The organism is Bradyrhizobium sp. USDA 3311, from assembly GCF_054062495.1.
Genome location: NZ_JBSSFI010000001.1, coordinates 7514502 through 7532644 on the forward strand (window position 1 = coordinate 7514502; position 18143 = coordinate 7532644).

Sequence of the window (18143 nt, forward strand, 5' to 3'; positions counted from 1 at the left end):
CATGGATTGTCTCCAATCCAAAGCGGAACGATATTTCCGGCCAGAGCAAGACTGCTCCCCGAATTTGGAGGACGACAATGTCTGGACTGCACCACGTCACCGCGATCGCCGGCGATCCCATCAGGAATTTCGGCTTTTACACCAGGGATCTCGGCCTGCGCTTCGTCAAGAAGACGGTCAATTTCGATGATCCCGGCACCTATCACTTCTATTATGGCGACGAGACCGGCCGCCCCGGCACCATCCTGACCTTCTTCCCCTGGGCCGGCGTGCCGGCTGGGCGCCGCGGCGTCGGCGAAACCCATCAGACCGCCTTCCGCGTGCCTCAGCGTTCGCTCGGCTACTGGACGCAGCGCTTCACCGAGAAGGGCATCGCCTATGAAGCCCTGGAGAAGCGCTTCGGCGAGTCCGTGCTGCCGTTCACCGACCCCGATGGCATGGCGCTCGCGCTCGTCGGCGTTCCCGGTGCCGAGAACGAGCCCGGCTGGAGCAATGGCGACGTGCCGGCCGAGCATGCGATCCGCGGCTTCCACGGCGTGACCTTGCTGCTCGACAGCGCGGCGAAGACGGCCGCCGTCCTCACCGACGTATTCGGCTTCAAGGAGACGGGACGCGAGGGCTCGGTGATCCGCTTCAAGGCGCCGGGCGATGCCGAGGGCAGCGTCGTCGACATCTACGAGGCCAAGGGCTTCTTGCGCGGCCATCAGGGCGGCGGCTCGGTGCACCACATCGCCTTCCGTGCGGCCGATGACGCCGAGCAGGGAGCGATGGCGCAAAAGCTCGTCAGCAATCACGGCCTGCACCCGACCGAGCAGAGGGACCGCAACTACTTCCGCTCGATCTACTTCCGCGAGCCCGGCGGCGTGCTGTTCGAGATCGCGACCGATATTCCCGGCTTCGCCGTCGACGAACCCGTTGCGACGCTGGGACGCGACCTGAAGCTGCCGGCCTTCCTCGAAGCGCATCGCAAGCAGATCGAGGGTGTGTTGCCGAGCCTGGAAGAGAGCGTGTCATGACCGAGAGTGCATTCATCCATCGTTTCGAGCCCGCGCGCGACGCGGGCTCGGCCCCGCTCCTGCTGCTGCACGGCACCGGTGGCGACGAGAACGACCTGCTCGGGCTCGGCAAGATGATCTCGCCCGGTGCCGCCCTGCTCTCGCCGCGCGGCCGCGTGCTCGAGCACGGCATGCCGCGCTTCTTCCGCCGCCTTGCCGAGGGCGTGTTCGAAGAGGACGATGTGCGCCGGCGTGCGCGCGAGCTCGGCGATTTCGTTGGCGAGGCGCGGCAGCGCTACGGCATCGCCGCGCCGGTTGCTGTCGGCTTCTCCAACGGCGCCAACATCGCAGCCGCGCTGTTGCTGCTGCAGCCGGGCGTGCTGGCAGGCGCGATCCTGCTGCGCGCCATGGTGCCACTGTCAGATCCGCCCAAGGCCGAGCTCGGCGGCAAGCCCGTCCTGCTCCTGTCCGGACAGGCTGATCCGATCGTGCCGGCGAGCAACTCGGCCCGGCTCGCTACGCTGCTGTCGGAAGCGGGTGCGCGTGTCGATCACAGGGTCCTGCCAGCGGGCCATCAATTGTCGCAAGCCGACGTGACGCTCGCCCGCGACTGGATCGGCAACGTCGCCGTGGAGGCGGCCTGATCCCAAAGCGGCGTACCGCCTGACCGCGGTGCGCCGCTTCGTTATATCCGAGCGACCTTCCGCCGCATCTGCGCAATCGGGCACCACCCTGCCGGAAATTTCCGCTTGCTCGTTTCCGCGCCAGGCTTAGAATTTGGGACAAGGTTCCGAAATATGGAACTACCTTGGACCGACCTGCATGAGCGCCCTCACCAACGCGATCGAGATCCTGCGCTGCTTTTCCAGCGCGCGGCCGGATCTGTCGTTCGCGGACGTGATGGCGCTGACGGGCAAGCCGAAGAGCTCGACCTCGCGGCTGCTGCGGTCGTTGCGCGACTGCGGCCTGCTCGAGCAGGATCCGCACACCCGCCGCTACCGGCCCGGCCTCCTCACCTTCGAGCTCGGCCGGCTGCACCGCGCCCATGACGATCTCATCAGCATGGCCGAGCGCGAGCTGCGCGAGGTCTGCGCGCGCACCGGCCACACCGGCTACATCGCCGTGCTCGACGGCTACGAGCAGGTCGTGCTCCGGATCGTTCCGGGCTCGAATCCCCTGCGTGTCGTCAATCCGCCCGGCCAGCGCACGCCGGCGCTCGCCACCTCGAACGGCCGCGCCATGCTCGCCCGCCTCGCCGACGAGGACGTCCGCGCGCGGGTGCCTGCGACCTATCCAAAGCTGCCGCGCAACTCGCCGCAGAACTTCAAGCAGCTGATGGCCCGCCTCGACGAGATCCGCCGCACCGGCGTGTCCGAGGCAGCCGATGAATCGATCGAGGGCGTCGGCTCCCAAGGCTTTGCGCTGAAAAGCGGCGAGACCGGCGAGATGATCGGGATCGCGGTGTCCTATTCGGTGCAGGCGACCACTGCCGCCGAGCGCGCCAATGTCCGCCGCGAGCTGGCGGCGATGGCCGCAAAATTGCGGCGCATGACCGGCGATCCGCTCGACCAGGATACAGCGCGCGTTCAGACGGGGACGCGATGAGCAGCGCCACCACCCAGCGCCCCAACGGCCTTGCGCTCTTCATTCTGCCGAGCGCGCTGCTGTTCGCCCTCTTCTTCTTCCTGCCGATCGGGCTGATGGCGCTGATGAGCGTGCTCACCGGCAATCCGGTGGTGGCGCCGAAGGTCGCCTTCACCACGCGCCACTACGCCCGCATGATCGACGATCCCTTTTATCTCGAGGTGATCTGGACCACGATCCGGATCGGGCTCGTGACCACGCTGGTCGCGCTCGCGATCGGCTATCCGCTGGCGCACTGGATGGCGCGCATCAAGAGCCGCACCGGGCACGCGCTGCTGCTGATGGCGGTGCTGGCGCCGATGCTGACCGGCATCGTGGTGCGCACCTTCGCCTGGATGACGCTGCTCTCCGACAAGGGCGTCGTCAACCAGACCCTGATGTCGCTCGGCGTGATCAGCCAGCCGCTCAAGCTGATGTACACCGAGACCGGAATCGTGGTCGGTCTCGTCCACATCTACGTTCCGTTCATGGTGCTGACGCTGACCGGCGTGATCGGCCGCATCGACGAGCGGCTGGAGCAGGCCGCGGAAAACCTCGGCGCGAGCCCCTTGCGTGCGTTCCTCGAGGTGACGCTGCCGCTCAGCCTGCCCGGCATCCTCGCCGGCTCGCTGCTGGTGTTTGCGCTGGCGATCAGCGCCTATGTCACGCCGATCCTGCTCGGCGGCTTCCAGATCATGACGCTGCCGATCCTGATCTACCAGCAGATCTCGGCGAACTTCAACGTCGGCTTCGCCGCCGCGCTCGGTATCGTCCTGCTGATGATCTCGCTCGGGCTCGTCGTCGCCTATAACCGCGCGCTCGGCCTCGTCTCCGGCCAGCGCGAATTGCAGTGAGGCCGACGATGCAAACCACCGCCTCGCACAGCCCATCGCTCGCGGCGGCCCGGCAGGCGGCTCCCGCGCGGACGGCCGGACGCGTCAGGCATTACGGCCGCTATCTCTATCTCGCCGTCAACATCGCCATCCTGATCTTCCTGCTGGCACCGATCGCGATCGTCGTCGTGTTCGCCCTGAACCCGACGCCCTTCATCCAGTTTCCGCCGGTCGGCGTGTCCTTGCGCTGGTTCGAGAAGTTCTTCGCCTCGCGCGATTTCATGCATGCGCTGGGCTTCAGCCTCGAAGTCGCCGTCCTCACCACCATATCGGCAACGATCCTGGGCGCTTCCGCCGCGCTCGCGCTCGCGCGCGGCAATCTGCCGGGCACGCGGCTGATCGTCGCGACGATGCTCTCGCCGTTGATGCTGCCGGCGATCCTGACGGGCCTTGCACTGTTCCAGACCTATGTGCTGCTCGATGTCGGACGTCCGACCTGGGGCCTCGTTGCCGGCCATACGCTGGTGACGCTGCCTTACGTGGTGCGTACCACGCTCGCCGTGCTGCATAATTTCGACCTGCGCCTCGAGGAAGCCGCGCGCAATCTCGGCGCAAGTCCCTTGCGCACCTTCTTCGAGGTGACGCTGCCGCTGATCAAGCCGGGCGTGCTGGCGGGCGCGATCTTCGCCTTCATCGTTTCCTTCGACCAATTTCCGGTGTCGCTGTTCCTGGTCTCACCGGGCAACGAGACCCTGCCGGTCACGCTGTTCAACTATCTCAAGTTCGATCTGGACGGCACCATCGGCGCCGCCTCGGTGGTCTCCATCGTCCTCGCCTTTGTCGTCGTCATCGGGCTCGACCGCACCGTCGGCCTGCGCTCCTACGTCAAATTGTAACCGCTCATTGCACCGAAGGAATCGAGACATGATGAAAGCTCTGGGATCCTCACGGCTCAGCCGCCGCCGCTTTCTGACCGCGAGCGCCTCGCTCGGCATCGGCACGATCGCCGCGCCCTATGTCGCGCGCGCCGACGATCCGACGCTGCGCATCACCGGCTGGGGCGGCAAGTGGGGCGAGATCATGAAGGCCGAGATCGGCCCCGCCTTCGAGAGCGAGTTCAAGTGCAAGCTCCAGACCGACTCCGCCTTCCCCTATCTGCCGAAGCTCCAGGCAAGCTCGCGCTCCGCGCCGATCTACGACGTGCTGCACACCAATTCCAACGAGCAGTGGGCGGCGGCCGAGATGGGCCTGGTCGAGCCGAAGATCGATCCCAAGCTCGTCCCGAACCTTGCCGACGTCTACCCCTACGCGATCAGCGACAAGATCGTCGGCGTCTCGATCTTCACCAGCGCCATCGGCCTTGGACTTCGCACCGACAAGGGCTACGGCAACATCACCTCGTGGAAGGAGCTGTGGGACGCGAAATACAACGGCGTCCGCGGCGGCTACGTCATTCCCGTCAACAGCCTCGGCCAGGCCTTCCTGATGATGTGCGGTACCCTGTTCGGCAAGGGCCAGACCGATCTCGACGCGGCCTATGCCGCGCTGGAGAAGCTCAAGCCGATCAAGATCGTCGATTTCACCGGCGCGATGGAGAAGATGCTGCTGTCCGGCGAAGTCGGCCTCTGCGTCATCCACGATTCCGGCATCTACCGCTATGACGGCCAGAACCAGCCGACCGATTTCGTCGCGCCGAGCGAAGGCGTCTTATCGCTCGAGCAGGTCCTGACCATCACGCCCGGCAGCAAGATGAAGGAGCTTGCCAACGCCTACGTGAACTACATGCTGCGCCCGGAGGTGCAGAAGCGCCTTGCGGAGACCGTGTGGTATTCGCCGGCCAACAGGCAGGTGAAGCTCGACGCCAAGTATGACGCCAAGCTGCTCACCACGCCCGAGAAGGTCTCGAAGCTGATCCAGGTCGACTGGAAGTGGTACAACGAGCGCAAGGACGAGATCGACCAGCGCGTCAACCGGATCTTCCGCGCATGAGCGCGTCGATCGAGATCGCCAGCGTCAGCAAGGTCTATGAAGGCGGCGTGCGCGCGGTGGACGCGGTCGCGATGGACATCAGGCAGGGCGAGTTCTTCTCCCTGCTCGGCCCGTCCGGCTGCGGCAAGACCACGACGCTGCGCATGATCGCCGGCTTCGAAACCCCGAGCGCGGGCGCGATCCGCGTCGACGGCGCCGACATCACCCATGTGCCCGCGCACAAGCGCGACATGGGCATGGTGTTCCAGAACTACGCGCTGTTCCCGCATCGGACCGTCGCCGAGAACGTCGCCTTCGGCCTGCGCATGCGCGGGCTCGACAAGGCGAGCATCGCAGCCAAGGTGAAGGCGGCGCTGGCCATGGTCGAGCTGTCCGGCCTCGAGGACCGCCGCCCTGCCCAGCTCTCCGGCGGCCAGCAGCAGCGCGTGGCGCTTGCCCGCGCCATCGTGATCGCGCCGCGCGTCCTGCTCTGCGACGAGCCGTTAGGGGCGCTCGACAAGAAGCTGCGTCAGCAGATGCAGTTCGAGCTCAAGCAGCTCCAGAAGAAGCTCGGCCTGACCCTGGTCTTCGTTACCCACGACCAGGAGGAGGCCCTCGCGATGTCCGACCGCATCGCCGTGATGAACGGCGGCCGTGTCGAGCAGGTCGGCACGCCGACCGAGATCTACAACCAGCCCACGACGCGCTTTGTCGCCGACTTCATCGGCGACACCAACATCTTTCGCGGCGAGCGCACCACGACGAGCGCAGGCGCCTCTGCGCTCGACGTCGGCAAGGGTCTGATCCTGGCGCTCCCGTCCTCCGAGGCGCAAGGCACCGGCGTTCTCTCGGTCGCTCTGCGCCCCGAAAAGATTCGCCTCATCCCGCGCGCCGACGCCACCGCAGCCGGCAGCTCCGCCCACGGCACCGTCGAGAACACCAACTTCCTCGGCGGCGCGGTGCTCTATCGCATCACGCTCGAGGGCGGCCATCGTGTCCTCGTGCAGCAGCCCAATGCAGGCACGAGCCGCCTGTTCGTTCCCGGCAACGGTGTCACGCTCGACTGGACGCCGGCCGATCTCGTCGTCTTGAAGGACTAGACCAAATGAACATGCCATTGAAGCACCAGCGCATCGGGGTTGTCGTGATCGGCCAGAGCCCGCGCCCCACCGTCGCCTCCGAGATCGCCGCCGTGCTGTCGCCGGGCATCGAGATCGAGCTGCGCGGCGCGCTCGACGGCATGAGCCGCGCCGAGATCGACGCCATCCCGCCGATGGACGGCTACGACACGCTGTTCACGCTGCTGCCGAACGGCGACGGCGTCACCATCAGCAAGAAGGAAGTCGAGCGCCGCGCGAGCCAGCAGATCACCCGCTTCAAGCACGAGGGCGTCGGCGTGACGCTGATGGCCTGCACCGGCAAGTTTCCCAACCTCGCGGCGGATGGCCTCGTCATCCTGCCCTCGGCCATCCTGCACAATCTCGTCGAGGCCGTGCTGCCGAAAGGCCGGCTCGGCGTGTTCTCGCCGCTGCCCGAGCAGACCGTACTGATCGACAAGAAATGGCAGCGCGACGGCGTCGAGGTCGTCGGCATCACGCTGCGTCCCGGTTCGAGCGACGCCGTCGTCGACGAAGCCGCACGCACGATGGCGGACCTCGAGCCCGATCTCGTGGTGATGGATTGCATCAGCTACACCAGCGCCAACAAGGCGCGCGTGCGCACGGCCTATCCGGGTCCCGTGATCCTCGGCATTGCCGCCGCGGCCCGCATCGTCGAGGAGCTGGTGTCGTGAGCAAGGTGGAATTGAAGACGATCAGCCTCGAGGAGATCGAGGCGCTCGCGGTCGGCGCCTGGATTCTCGGCACCGGCGGCGGCGGCAGCCCCTATCTCGGCCTGCTCAATCTGCGCCGGCTCTATGCCGAAGGGCACCGCGTGCAATTGATGTCGCCGCTCGACCTCGACGACGCGGACTGGGTGGCGGTGGTCTCCAACATGGGCGCGCCGCTGGTCGGACAGGAGCGCCTCGCTGACAGCCGCAACATCGCGCGCGCCGTGCGGATGCAGGAAGAGATCAATGGCATCAAGTTCCGCGCCGTGATGTCGGTCGAGATCGGCGGCGGCAACGGCGTGCAGGCGCTGATGGCGGCCGCGCATCTCGGCATCCCCGTGGTCGACGCGGACTGCATGGGCCGCGCCTTCCCCGAAGCGCAGATGACCTCGGTCGCGATCGGGGACCTGCGTCCCTATCCCTGCACCCTCTACGATCCCCGCGGCATCGAGGCCGTCGTGACGAAGGTACCGAGCTGGAAGTGGATGGAGCGGGCGAGCCGCAAGATCTGCGTCGAGATGGGCTCGATCGCCTCCACTAGCAAGGCGCCGCGCACCGGACGCGAGGTGAAGGACTGGGGTATCCACTTCACCACCACCAAGGCGATCCGCATCGGCCGCGCCGTGCAGGAGGCAAATCGTCGTCACGAGGATCCGATCGCCGCTCTGCTTTCGACCGAAGGCGGCAAGAAGCTGTTCACCGGCAAGATCGTCGACGTCGCCCGGCGCACGACGGAAGGATTTTTGCGCGGCACGGCGATGGTCGACGGCAGCGATGCAGATCGCGGCACGAAGCTCAAGCTCTCGTTCCAGAACGAATGGATCGTGGCCTGGCGTGACGAGCAAGCGATCGCGACCTCGCCCGATCTGATCTGCGTGCTCGACAGCGTCAACGGCCACGGCATCGGCACCGAGACCATCCGCTACGGCCAGCGCGTCACCGTCGTCGCCCTGCCCGCGCCGGCCGTGCTGACGAGTCCCCGGGGTCTCGAATTCGTCGGCCCCCGCGCCTTCGGCTACGACCTCGACTATCGTTCCCTCTTCGCGCCCGCTGAGGCAGGAGCTTAAGATCCCATGAAGCGTATTGGCATCGATGTCGGCGGCACCAACACGGACGCCGTGCTGATCGTCGACGAGAAGGTCGTCCATTCCGTCAAGCGCCCGACCACTGCCGACGTGACCTCGGGCATCCTCGACGCCCTCAAGGCGCTGCGTGCCGAGCCCGCCGCCGCGGTGAGGGTCGATGCGGTCGTGATCGGCACCACGCATTTCATCAACGCCGTGGTGCAGCGCCGCCATGTGCAGAAGATCGGCGCGATCCGCATCGGCATGCCCGCAAGCGCCTCACTGCCGCCGTTCTGCGACTGGCCGGCGGATCTCGCGACACTCGTCAACGGCGAAATCTTCATGCTGGAGGGCGGCCACGATTACGACGGCCGTCCGTTCATGCCGCTCGACACCGCCGGGCTGAAGGAGGCCGCGCGAAAAATCAGGGACAAGGGCCTGCGCTCGGTCGCGGTGTGCTCGAGCTTCTCGCCGCTCGATCCCTCCTGCGAGACGACAGCGCGCGAAATCCTCGCGGAGATCTGTCCCGACGTCGCGGTGACGCTGTCGCACGATCTCGGCCGCATCGGTCTTCTGGAGCGCGAGAATGCCGCGCTGCTCAACGCCTCCCTGCACGATCTCGCGGTCACCACGGTCGCCGCCTTCCGCAAGGCGATCGCCGACAGCGGCATCGATGCGCCGCTGTTCCTGACCCAGAACGACGGCACCGTCATGCAGGCCGAGATCGCCACCGCCTTCCCGGTGATGAGCTTTGCCTCCGGCGCCACCAATTCGATGCGCGGCGCCGCGCATCTGTCCGGCCTCGACGACGCCATGGTCGTCGATGTCGGCGGCACCACAAGCGACATCGGCCAGCTGCGTCACGGTTTTCCGCGCGAGGCGAATGCGGTCGTCGAGGTCGGCGGCGTGCGCACGCTGTTCCGGATGCCCGACCTGCTCTCGATCGGGCTCGGCGGCGGCAGCCATGTCGACGAGGACCCGGTCCGCGTCGGTCCGCTCAGTGTCGGTTACCGCCTGACGTCGGATGCTCTGGTGTTCGGTGGCTCGCGCCTCACCGCCACCGACATTGCGGTGGCCGCAGGTCTCATCGACATCGGCGACCGCTCCCGCGTCGCCAAGCTGCCGAAGCGCCTGATCGAGGCCGCGCTGCGCGATGCCTGGCGCAAGCTGGAGGAGGACATCGACCGCATGAAGACCGAGGCCGGCGACGTACCGCTGCTCGCGGTCGGCGGCGGCGCCTTCCTGGTGCCGGACCGCCTGCCCGGCATCTCCGAGATCGTGCGCGTGCCGCACGGCGACTGCGCCAATGCTGTGGGTGCCGCGATCGCGCAGGTCTCCGGTGAGGCCGACCAGGTGTTCCGCGACCTCAGCCGCGAGGACGCGATCGCGGCCGCGCGCGACATCGCGGCGGACCGCGCGGTGCAGGCGGGTGCTGCGCGCGACAGCCTCAAGACCGTTGATGTCGAGGACATGCCGATCGCCTATCTGCCCGGCAACGCGCTGCGCGTGCGTGTCCGTGTCGCCGGCGCGATCGCCGATCCGGATCTGCCGGCGGCGGCGTAGCGGATGCGGGCCGGGAGCCCGGCACGACGACCTCGCGTGTCGGCCTCCACCCCTGTCAAAATAAAACTCGAAAACAACCCCATGCACAGTAGCCGGGGATAGCGAGATCAATGGCTTACGCGGATAGAGCTGCTTAGGACTGAGAGAGGTGCATCCGCGGAGACAGACCCCTCACCCGAGTGAGTCTGCGTCCACCGGAGTCGCTGCCCTCTCCCGCGAGGGGAGACGGCACCGCAACGGTCATCGCCGCGGTTTGACCCGTCGGGCAAAACAGGGGTATATTGCCAACATCGGAAAATCCGCAAAGCCAAGCTACCCCATCAATGCGCTGAAGAATTCGCGTACTGACAGGCTGCTTCATTTGTCCTTGGGGCGCTGCGGCTTTTCCCTTCTCGCCGCCTGCGGGGTTCGGCTTGCGGGGACCTCAAAGATCGCAATACGGCGATCGAGTTGCCATAGCTCGACGTCGTTGACATCAACCAGTTGCGCAGCACGTTCTCGTGCTTCCTGCTCGTCGGCACACTGCAATTTGGCTACGCTTATCACGTGGCGGTGCTGATCCAAAAGGTAAGCCCTGTAATGAGCCATCCCCACACCTCCCAACGGCCGCGTTTATCGGATCATCACCTCAATCCTTCAATCAGCGCTCTCCAGCCGAACGCATCGTTCGCCGTCAGCAGCAAAGCGCCAAGCGTTGCCAAGTAGGATGGCAGTTCGCAATCAGGACGCGCGTTGATATTGGCGACAAACGAGGCGACCGCGTTCTTGAGATCGCCTCGGTCCAGATGATCGAAGGCCCGTTGCTTGCAACGCTCGACATATTTATCGCGCGCCAGCTCAATGAGCAGGGAACGTTCCATTTCGTCTCCCCCAACCGATGACTGTTTTCAATCGTTGGGGAATTGGAACGGACCAGGCTTTTTCCGTCTGTTCGAAAAGCGACAAACGGATCTCTTTTGATCGCAAGTGTGGGAATTGAGATACAGGCCGCTCGTTGATGGCAACGCAGCGGTGCGGCCTGAGCGGCCGGATCGGAGATGAAGCGGATCGTCACCTTCGACAGCTTGATCGCCGAGGCGTTGCGGTAGTCGGCCCATTGTTGAGCGTGATCGAGGAGCCCTTGGCCCAAGCGCCGAGCTGGTACGGCCCTGTCCCGACCGGCTGCGTGACGTTGGTCGCCGTGCCCCTCGCTCGCGACACACCCTCGCGGGACTATTTGCGCAACATTGACCCCGACGACATCGAGACAAACAGCGGGAAGCCGAGAACTTGAAATAAAAAGTGAAAAGAAGAGCGGGGATATTCCTCAAAGCTGACTTGATTTCTCTCTCCGCTCGCTTTCCTGGCGCAACTAATTGATGAGTAAGCAGTGATGACTGATCAGCAATTAGCCCTGGAAGCGATTAGCGACGCGCAACTCATACTGGAAGAATACCTTCAGCCCTGCCCCAAGGATAATGCGCTTATCCTTGAAAAGTTGGTGGAAGTCCTCGAACGGCCTGCCTTGATCGTTGCCGTAAGTCGATTGCAGCAACAGGGCAATTGAGCGCGTCCATGAGCAAACCCCTTCGATCGTTTGCTTTAACCGTTTGCATTGCTGCGCTCTCATTGCTCGAAATGACTAGCGTGCATGCCAAGCAACAATGCAGCACCGCAATGCCGCCAAACCCGCAAGGGCAATGGTGGTCTTATCGTCTCATTGACGGACAAAAATGCTGGTACGCGGGTAAGCCCATGCTGTCGAAAGCATTGCTGGAATGGCCTATGGAGCGGTCCCCCCAACTCGGTGCTCGCGGAGAAGCGACAGGCATTGTCATAGCTAGCAAGCCCGGCAATCCCTTGGATGCACGAGCGTTGGCACTGAAAGAGGGCCCTGACACTTTTGAAGAGCGATGGCGTGCCAGGATCATCTCCAGCTCAAACACAGGGCATGACTGACCGATACTAACGACCTAAGCGATCCTGCATACCGCTTATCGCGGGCGAGGACTTTCGACTGCCTGTTCGCGGCCGTGCGCTTGGTTACATCATGCAATCACGCGCCTGAGTTCGTCCAGAACAACGCCCCTCCGCAACTCGTGCGCAGCAGCCGTCAAATGAGAGCCTACGATCAGACCGAGCCGCCTTAAAGTCAGGAGAGCAACGGGGTCACACAGCTCGATAGAAAGTCCGGCTCCCAAGGTCGCAAGGGCGCGTTGCTCATCCGCGTCGAGATCAGTCCACAAGATGCCTTCCATCAAAGCACCTAAAAATTGTCCCAAGGGTATCTCAAAACCCAAACGCGTGCCTGATCTGCCGCAGCATGGCCATGGCCGCGTCGGTGTACCGACCGTTGGTTAGGTATCGATCCACTTGCGCTGTGCTAATCAGCGCCACAACTGCCACCGTAAAGCCCTTAAACATTGGGCCTCTCCTGAAAGAGACCGCCAACCGGGCGTGTCGAAATATCCAACCGTTCTTAGAATACGCTGCCGCGCATGGCGACGAGCTATATGCAAATGGTGACAGTGACGGGTAACCAGTTCCTTAACGAGCGCGATGTCTGGATCGGCGCGCCGTGGGCTGAGGCCAGGGCTCTAGAGACCGCCACCGGATGGTCGGCTTAAAATCGCGCTCTCCGCGAATTCATCTCGCGAGATTCGTGTGCGGAGACAGACCCCTCACCTTGCGAGTCAGTGTCTACCGGCGTCGCTGCCCTCTCCCGCAAGGGGAGAGGGCACTGCAACGGGCGGCGCGCGCCTCGAACGACGAGGGTGTGCGCCCCCTACTCCCAATACCAGGTCGAGAAATCGTTCTCGTATTGCGGGACGTCCTTCCAGACGCCCTTCAGCTTCTTGGCTGTGATGGTGATGAGCTGCGGCTGGTACATGTAGGCGGAGACGGCGTCGGCGGCCAGCATGCGCTGGGCGTCGCCGAGAAGCTTGGCGCGGGCGGCTTCATCCGGCGTGGACACGATCTGCTTGTAGAGCGCGTTGAACGCCTCGTTGTTGTAGCCGAGGTAGTAGTCCGGCTCGGTGATCTTGACGAGGTCGAACGGCTCGACATGGCTGACGATGGTGAGGTCGAAATTGTGCGGACCATTGCCGGCGAACACCTGCGACAGCCATTGCGCCCATTCGACGTTCTCGATCTTGGCGATGATGCCGACCTTGGCGAGCTGGGCTGCGACGATCTCGCCGCCCTGCCGCGCATAGGACGGCGGCGGCAGCTTGAGCGACAGTTCGAGCGGCGTGGTGACGCCGGCTTCGGCGAGCAGCTTCTTGGCCTTCTCGGGGTCGTAGGGGTTGATGCCTGTGGTGTCGACATAGCCGAGCGATCCCGGCACGTAGAAGCTGCCGATCGGCGTGCCGAAGCCGTCGACGGCACCGTCGATCATGGCCTTGCGGTCGATCGCGGCGAGGATGGCGCGGCGGACGCGGACGTCATCGAGCGGCTTCTTGCGCTCGTTGATCGCGACGATGGTCTTGGCCTTGGAGCCGCCGACCAGAACCGTGAAACGCGGATCGGCCTTGAACTGGGCAATGGTACGCTGGGCCGCAACGCGCGGGAAGGCATCGACGTCGCCGGAGAGCAGCGCCGCGGTCTGCGCCGCCGGATCGGAGATGAAGCGGATCGTCACCTTCGAGAGCTTGATCGCCGCGGCGTTGCGATAGTCGGCCCATTTGGTCAGGGTCATCGAGGACCCCTTGGCCCAGGCGCCGAGCTGATACGGCCCGGTGCCGACCGGCTGCGTGACGTTGGTCGGCGCGCTCTTCGGCTCGACGATCGAGCCGCTCGCCTGCCCCAGCAGGAACGGCAGGTTCGGCTCGGAATTCTTCAGGGTGATCACGACCGTGTCGGCGTCGGGCGCGGCAACGGACTCGAAGCTCTGGAACAGGCTCTTGTCCTTGTTGGTGCTGGTCGGCACCGCATTGCGCTCGAACGAAAACTTCACCGCGGCGGAGTCGAACGGCTCGCCGTTGTGGAACTTGACGCCCTTGCGCAGCTTGAAGGTGTAGGTCTTCAGGTCGGGCGAAGCGGTCCAGCTCTCCGCCAGCAGCGGCGAGGTGGTGCCGTCCTCGTTGATCTTGGTCAGGGTCTCGTAGATGTTGTAGAGCGCGACTTCGGCGATCGCGGCAGCGGCCGCGTTGGTGGGATCGAGACCCGGCGGCTCCAGCGCCATCGCCATGACGACGCTGTCCTTCTTGCTTTGTGCCAGCACCGGCAGCGGCGCCGCGACAAACGCGGCAGTGAGTGCGACGATGGATAGTTTCCTGAACATGCGTAACTCCCCTGCCTTCTCAATTCCCAGTCTACGCCAATCCTGCGCCCGAGACTAACCCTCCGCAGCGGGCGGCGGCAACGCCATCACGGCCTCCGCCCTGTGACAGGCGGCAAGGTGTCCCTCGCCCACCTTGCGTAGCTCAGGCAGGGCCTCGCGGCAATGCTGGTCGGCGAGCGCGCAACGCGCGACATAGGGACACCCCGTGGCGGCCGCCGATTGCGAGGCGATCGCCTGGGCCCCGCGCCGGCGCCGGCCGCCGCCCGCGCGCGCCCGCGGCACGGCATCCAGGAGCGCCCGCGTATAGGGATGGGCGCAGCGCTCGAACAGATCCTCCGGCCGCCCCTGCTCGACGATCCGGCCGAGATACATCACCGCGACCTCATCGCAGAGATAGTCGACGACGGCGAGGTCATGGCTGATCAGGACATAGCTCAGGCCGAACTGGTCCTGAAGGTCCTGCATCAGGTTCAGGACCTGGGCCTGCACGGAAACGTCAAGCGCCGAGACCGGCTCGTCGGCGACGATCAGCTTAGGCTGGGTGATCAGGGCGCGCGCGATTGCGATGCGCTGGCGCTGGCCGCCGGAGAATTCGTGCGGATATTTGTCCATGTCGGCATCGCGCAAGCCGACCTGGCGCAGCACCGCGGCGACGCGTTCCCGGAACGTGGTGCGATCAGCGCCGTCCAGCACGGTCAATGGCTCGGCAACGATGCGCGCGATGGTCTGGCGCGGATCGAGCGAGCCGTAAGGGTCCTGGAACACCATCTGGAAATCGCGACGCGCACGGCGCAGCTCGTCGGCCGGGAGGCGGTTGAGGTCGCGGCCGAGCAGCGCGACCTGCCCCGACGTCGGCCGCTCCAGCGCCATCGCGACGCGCGCGAAGGTCGACTTGCCCGAACCGGACTCGCCGACGATGCCGAGGCTCTTGCCGGGCAGGACCTGCACGCTCACGCCGTTGAGCGCGCGCACCTGCCCGGGCGGACGGAACAGGCTCTCGCGCGGCAGCATGTAGCGCTGCTCCAGATCCCTGACGTCGAGAAGAGGCGCGGTGCTCATGCGGACAGGGCTCCGACATTCTCGGCCATCGAGACATCGGTGCGCACGCAGCGCACGACATGACCGGGTCCGACCTCGACCATCGCCGGCAGCGCGGCGCGGCACCGATCGATCACGAGCGGACATCGCGCGGAGAAGGTGCAGCCGGCCGGAAGATCCGCGAGCTCCGGCACGGTGCCCGAGATCGTCTTCAGCCGCGTCCCCTTGCGCGCGCCGAGCTTCGGACGGGCGCGGAACAGGCCTTGCGTATAGGGATGGCCCATGCGGCGGAACACCTCGTCGGTCGGCCCGCTCTCGACCACGGTGCCGCCATACATCACCATCATGCGCTGCACGTTCTCGGCGATGACGCCAAGATCGTGCGAGATCAGGATCATCGACATGCCGCGCTCCTCGACGAGATCGGCGATGAGGTCGAGGATCTGGCCCTGGATGGTGACGTCGAGCGCCGTGGTCGGCTCGTCCGCGATCAACAGGTCGGGCTCGCAGGCGAGCGCCATCGCAATGGTGATGCGCTGGCGCTGGCCACCGGAGAACTGGTGCGGATAGGCATCGACGCGCCGCGCCGGATCGGGCAGCCCGACGCGGTCGAGCAAGGCGATCGTCTCCTTCCGCGCCTGCGACGCCGAGTAGTTCTTGTGACGCCGCAGCGGCTCGGCGACCTGGTGGCCGATCGTGTGCATCGGATTGAGCGCGGTCATCGGCTCCTGGAAGATCATGCTGATGCGGTTGCCGCGCAGGCGGCAGTAATCCGCATCCGCAAGCCCGGCGAGCTCGCTGCCATCGAGCTTGATGCTGCCGGTGACGACGGCGCTGTCCGGCAACAGGCCCATCAGGGACATCGCGGTCACCGACTTGCCGCAGCCGGATTCGCCGACGAGCCCGAGCGTCTCGCCGCGCTTCAGGGCAAAGCTGACGCCGCGCACGGCCTGCGCCGGCCCGCGGCTGGTGTTGAGGCGGACGCCAAGATTATCAACCTCGATCAGCGGCATGGTGGAGCGCTCAGCCATCCTCATCGCTCCCGCGCCAGTCGTGGATCGAGCAGATCGCGCAAGCCGTCGCCGAGGAGATTGAGGCCGAGCACGGCGACCGCGATGGCGGCCCCCGGATAGACCGCGAGCATCGGCGACTGGAACAGCAGGGTCTGCGCATCGTTCAGCATGCGGCCCCAGGATGGCTGCGGCGGCTGCGTGCCGAGGCCAAGATAGGACAGTGCGGCTTCCGCGAGAATCGCGAGTGCGAACTGGATCGTCGCCTGCACGATCAGGATCGACAGGATGTTGGGCAGCACGTGCTCGATGGTGATGCGGAATTTTCCCTTCCCCGACGCTCGCGCGGCCAGCACGAATTCGCGCGCCCAGATCGCGTTGGCCGAGCCGCGCGTCAGCCGGGTCAATGTCGGGATCTGGAAGATGCCGATCGCGACGATCGAGGTCACCATGCCCGGCCCTACGACCGCGGCGAGCATGATCGCGGAGAGCACGGCCGGAAAGGCGAAGGTGAAGTCGGAGAAGCGCATGATGATCTCTTCGGTCCAGCCGCGCCGCGCCGAGGCGATCAGGCCGAGACAAACGCCGAAGGTGAGACCAATGCTGACCGCGATGATCCCGACCATGATGGTGGAGCGGGCGCCGGCGAGCAGCAGCGAGACGATGTCGCGGCCGAAGGAATCGGTGCCGAGCCAGTGCGCCGCCGACGGCGGCCGGAGCTTCGAGGCGATGTCGATCTCGTAGGGCGACCACGGCGTCCACACCAGCGACAGCAGCGCCGAGGCGAGCACCAGCAGGCTCAGCGCGCCGCCGAGGACGAAGCTGCGATGGCGCAGCGCGCGGCCCCAGAAGGTCTTGGCCGGCAGACGGCGCGTGGCGACTGCTGCGTCAATCGGGGTGGTCAGGGGCGCGCTCACAGGTCGTGAACCTTGATGCGGGGATCGATGAAGGCATAGAGCACGTCGACCACGAAATTGACGATAACGACCATGGTTGCCAGCAGCATCACGCAATTGCGCACCACGATCAGGTCGCGGTTGGCGATCGACTGGAAGATCAGGCGGCCGAGGCCCGGCAGGTAGAACACGTTCTCGATCACGATTGTGCCGGCGAGCAGATTGGCGAATTGCAGCCCCATCACGGTCATCACGGGGATCATGGCGTTGCGCAGCACGTGGCGCCACAGCACCTCGCGTTTGCCGAGCCCTTTGGCGCGCGCCGTCCGCACGAAATCCTCGCGCAGCACTTCGAGCACGGCCGAGCGCGTGACGCGGGCGAGGATCGCGGCCTGCACCACCGCGAGCGAGATCGCCGGAAGCAGCAGCGACTTGACCCCCAGCCAGATGCCGTCCTCCCAGCCGGCGAAGCCGCCCGCCGAGAGCCATTGCAGCCGCACCGAGAACAACAGGACCAGCAGGATCGCAAACCAGAAGTTCGGCAGCGCGATGCCGACCTGAGTCAGCGACATCACGCCGACATCGCCGAGCTTGTTGTGGTTGGCGGCGGTGTAGATGCCGGCCGAGAGCGCCAGCGTCACCGTGATCGACATGGCCATGATCGCGAGCGGAATGGTCAGCACCAGCCGCTCCGCGATCAGGCTGGCGACCGGCGTGCCGTAGACATAGGAGTTGCCGAGATCGCCGACGAGCAGGCCCTTGATCCATTGCAGGTAGCGAACCGCCAGCGGCTGGTCGAGCCCGAGCTTGACCGTGAGCGCGCGCACCGCGTCGGCCGAGGCATCGGCGCCCATCAGCATCTGCGCGGCATTGCCGGGAAGCGCATCCAGCACCAGGAAGATGATCAGCGACGCGCCGACCAGCGTCGCCAGCAAGGTCAAGACACGTCGGAGGACAAATACGCTCATGCGCGCCCGGTTTCAAAGCTCATCCGCGGCACGATCAACATGTCCGGACGGCGGACGCAAGTCCTTTGCGCGCAAGTGCTTTGCTGCATGCGCATG

The 18143-nt window shown here is 65.5% G+C and carries 19 protein-coding genes and 1 pseudogene; 12 read left to right on the forward strand and 8 right to left on the reverse strand.

Annotated elements, in window-relative coordinates; translation table 11 throughout:
• The first annotated feature begins 77 nt into the window (after window positions 1-77).
• The 10 genes from ACVWW6_RS35965 (at window position 78) to ACVWW6_RS36010 (ending at window position 9874) form a co-directional block, all read left to right on the forward strand.
• Window positions 78-1016 carry a ring-cleaving dioxygenase gene (locus ACVWW6_RS35965; RefSeq protein ID WP_011086031.1) on the forward strand — a complete coding sequence of 313 codons (939 nt, stop codon included), beginning with the start codon at window positions 78-80 and terminating at the stop codon, window positions 1014-1016.
• Complete coding sequence (locus ACVWW6_RS35970) at window positions 1013-1639, forward strand: alpha/beta hydrolase (protein ID WP_456682414.1); 627 nt, start codon at window positions 1013-1015, stop codon at window positions 1637-1639. Before ACVWW6_RS35965 ends, ACVWW6_RS35970 begins: the two co-directional genes overlap by 4 nt.
• A gap of 178 nt (window positions 1640-1817) precedes the next feature.
• Window positions 1818-2600 carry an IclR family transcriptional regulator gene (locus tag ACVWW6_RS35975; protein ID WP_011086029.1) on the forward strand — a complete coding sequence of 261 codons (783 nt, stop codon included), beginning with the start codon at window positions 1818-1820 and terminating at the stop codon, window positions 2598-2600.
• Window positions 2597-3472: an ABC transporter permease gene (locus ACVWW6_RS35980; protein WP_011086028.1), complete on the forward strand. Its 876-nt coding sequence runs from the start codon at window positions 2597-2599 to the stop codon at window positions 3470-3472. Before ACVWW6_RS35975 ends, ACVWW6_RS35980 begins: the two co-directional genes overlap by 4 nt.
• 8 nt (window positions 3473-3480) lie before the next feature.
• Window positions 3481-4347: an ABC transporter permease gene (locus ACVWW6_RS35985; RefSeq protein ID WP_038966038.1), complete on the forward strand. Its 867-nt coding sequence runs from the start codon at window positions 3481-3483 to the stop codon at window positions 4345-4347.
• A 28-nt stretch (window positions 4348-4375) separates the two neighbouring features.
• On the forward strand, window positions 4376-5440 hold the full coding sequence (locus ACVWW6_RS35990) for an ABC transporter substrate-binding protein (RefSeq protein ID WP_011086026.1): 1065 nt from the start codon (window positions 4376-4378) through the stop codon (window positions 5438-5440).
• A complete protein-coding gene (locus tag ACVWW6_RS35995; RefSeq protein ID WP_456682415.1) occupies window positions 5437-6519 on the forward strand; it encodes an ABC transporter ATP-binding protein in 1083 nt (360 codons plus the stop codon). The genes ACVWW6_RS35990 and ACVWW6_RS35995 overlap by 4 nt, the downstream gene beginning before the upstream one ends.
• 5 nt (window positions 6520-6524) lie before the next feature.
• The gene (locus ACVWW6_RS36000; protein WP_028172145.1) at window positions 6525-7211 is read left to right on the forward strand and encodes an AroM family protein; all 687 of its coding nucleotides are present in this window, start codon (window positions 6525-6527) and stop codon (window positions 7209-7211) included.
• Window positions 7208-8314 carry a DUF917 domain-containing protein gene (locus ACVWW6_RS36005; protein ID WP_456682416.1) on the forward strand — a complete coding sequence of 369 codons (1107 nt, stop codon included), beginning with the start codon at window positions 7208-7210 and terminating at the stop codon, window positions 8312-8314. Before ACVWW6_RS36000 ends, ACVWW6_RS36005 begins: the two co-directional genes overlap by 4 nt.
• Before the next feature lie 6 nt (window positions 8315-8320).
• The gene (locus ACVWW6_RS36010) at window positions 8321-9874 is read left to right on the forward strand and encodes a hydantoinase/oxoprolinase N-terminal domain-containing protein (protein WP_404523106.1); all 1554 of its coding nucleotides are present in this window, start codon (window positions 8321-8323) and stop codon (window positions 9872-9874) included.
• Window positions 9875-10231: 357 nt separating this feature from the next.
• On the opposite strand, the gene ACVWW6_RS36015 is transcribed toward ACVWW6_RS36010, so the two are convergent.
• The 3 genes and pseudogenes from ACVWW6_RS36015 to ACVWW6_RS36025 all read right to left on the reverse strand — a co-directional run.
• Complete coding sequence (locus ACVWW6_RS36015) at window positions 10232-10462, reverse strand: hypothetical protein (RefSeq protein ID WP_456682417.1); 231 nt, start codon at window positions 10460-10462, stop codon at window positions 10232-10234.
• 35 nt (window positions 10463-10497) lie between these two features.
• Window positions 10498-10734, reverse strand: a complete 237-nt coding sequence (locus tag ACVWW6_RS36020) for a hypothetical protein (RefSeq protein ID WP_456682418.1) — start codon at window positions 10732-10734, stop codon at window positions 10498-10500.
• Between the two features lie 146 nt (window positions 10735-10880).
• A pseudogene (locus ACVWW6_RS36025) lies at window positions 10881-11062 on the reverse strand (ABC transporter substrate-binding protein); the annotation flags it as partial.
• 184 nt (window positions 11063-11246) lie between these two features.
• Here ACVWW6_RS36025 and ACVWW6_RS36030 point away from each other — a divergent pair.
• The gene (locus tag ACVWW6_RS36030; protein ID WP_165448148.1) at window positions 11247-11420 is read left to right on the forward strand and encodes a hypothetical protein; all 174 of its coding nucleotides are present in this window, start codon (window positions 11247-11249) and stop codon (window positions 11418-11420) included.
• A gap of 8 nt (window positions 11421-11428) precedes the next feature.
• Entirely contained in the window at window positions 11429-11812 is a 384-nt protein-coding gene (locus tag ACVWW6_RS36035) for a hypothetical protein (protein ID WP_456682419.1), read from the forward strand.
• A gap of 826 nt (window positions 11813-12638) precedes the next feature.
• Here the strand turns inward: ACVWW6_RS36035 and ACVWW6_RS36040 are convergent.
• The 5 genes from ACVWW6_RS36040 to ACVWW6_RS36060 are packed head-to-tail and all read right to left on the reverse strand — an operon-like array spanning window position 12639 to window position 18047.
• Window positions 12639-14135, reverse strand: a complete 1497-nt coding sequence (locus tag ACVWW6_RS36040; protein WP_456682420.1) for an ABC transporter substrate-binding protein — start codon at window positions 14133-14135, stop codon at window positions 12639-12641.
• 54 nt (window positions 14136-14189) lie between these two features.
• Window positions 14190-15194: an ABC transporter ATP-binding protein gene (locus ACVWW6_RS36045; protein WP_456682421.1), complete on the reverse strand. Its 1005-nt coding sequence runs from the start codon at window positions 15192-15194 to the stop codon at window positions 14190-14192.
• Window positions 15191-16204 carry an ABC transporter ATP-binding protein gene (locus ACVWW6_RS36050; RefSeq protein ID WP_456682422.1) on the reverse strand — a complete coding sequence of 338 codons (1014 nt, stop codon included), beginning with the start codon at window positions 16202-16204 and terminating at the stop codon, window positions 15191-15193. The genes ACVWW6_RS36045 and ACVWW6_RS36050 overlap by 4 nt, the downstream gene beginning before the upstream one ends.
• Window positions 16205-16206: 2 nt before the next feature.
• Window positions 16207-17100, reverse strand: coding sequence for an ABC transporter permease (locus ACVWW6_RS36055; RefSeq protein ID WP_456682423.1), 894 nt, complete (start codon window positions 17098-17100; stop codon window positions 16207-16209).
• On the reverse strand, window positions 17097-18047 hold the full coding sequence (locus ACVWW6_RS36060; protein WP_028172154.1) for an ABC transporter permease: 951 nt from the start codon (window positions 18045-18047) through the stop codon (window positions 17097-17099). Before ACVWW6_RS36060 ends, ACVWW6_RS36055 begins: the two co-directional genes overlap by 4 nt.
• Between the last annotated feature and the right edge of the window lie 96 nt (window positions 18048-18143).

Coding starts and splice junctions, on each gene's coding strand:
- ACVWW6_RS35985 (WP_038966038.1), top strand. CDS start 3,481: ATGCAAACCACCGCCTCGCACAGCCCATCGCTCGCGGCGGCCCGGCAG.
- ACVWW6_RS36060 (WP_028172154.1), bottom strand. CDS start 18,047: ATGAGCGTATTTGTCCTCCGACGTGTCTTGACCTTGCTGGCGACGCTG.
- ACVWW6_RS35980 (WP_011086028.1), top strand. CDS start 2,597: ATGAGCAGCGCCACCACCCAGCGCCCCAACGGCCTTGCGCTCTTCATT.
- ACVWW6_RS36015 (WP_456682417.1), bottom strand. CDS start 10,462: ATGGCTCATTACAGGGCTTACCTTTTGGATCAGCACCGCCACGTGATA.
- ACVWW6_RS36035 (WP_456682419.1), top strand. CDS start 11,429: ATGAGCAAACCCCTTCGATCGTTTGCTTTAACCGTTTGCATTGCTGCG.
- ACVWW6_RS35965 (WP_011086031.1), top strand. CDS start 78: ATGTCTGGACTGCACCACGTCACCGCGATCGCCGGCGATCCCATCAGG.
- ACVWW6_RS36030 (WP_165448148.1), top strand. CDS start 11,247: ATGACTGATCAGCAATTAGCCCTGGAAGCGATTAGCGACGCGCAACTC.
- ACVWW6_RS36010 (WP_404523106.1), top strand. CDS start 8,321: ATGAAGCGTATTGGCATCGATGTCGGCGGCACCAACACGGACGCCGTG.
- ACVWW6_RS35990 (WP_011086026.1), top strand. CDS start 4,376: ATGATGAAAGCTCTGGGATCCTCACGGCTCAGCCGCCGCCGCTTTCTG.
- ACVWW6_RS36045 (WP_456682421.1), bottom strand. CDS start 15,194: ATGAGCACCGCGCCTCTTCTCGACGTCAGGGATCTGGAGCAGCGCTAC.
- ACVWW6_RS35970 (WP_456682414.1), top strand. CDS start 1,013: ATGACCGAGAGTGCATTCATCCATCGTTTCGAGCCCGCGCGCGACGCG.
- ACVWW6_RS35995 (WP_456682415.1), top strand. CDS start 5,437: ATGAGCGCGTCGATCGAGATCGCCAGCGTCAGCAAGGTCTATGAAGGC.
- ACVWW6_RS35975 (WP_011086029.1), top strand. CDS start 1,818: ATGAGCGCCCTCACCAACGCGATCGAGATCCTGCGCTGCTTTTCCAGC.
- ACVWW6_RS36050 (WP_456682422.1), bottom strand. CDS start 16,204: ATGGCTGAGCGCTCCACCATGCCGCTGATCGAGGTTGATAATCTTGGC.
- ACVWW6_RS36020 (WP_456682418.1), bottom strand. CDS start 10,734: ATGGAACGTTCCCTGCTCATTGAGCTGGCGCGCGATAAATATGTCGAG.
- ACVWW6_RS36000 (WP_028172145.1), top strand. CDS start 6,525: ATGAACATGCCATTGAAGCACCAGCGCATCGGGGTTGTCGTGATCGGC.
- ACVWW6_RS36040 (WP_456682420.1), bottom strand. CDS start 14,135: ATGTTCAGGAAACTATCCATCGTCGCACTCACTGCCGCGTTTGTCGCG.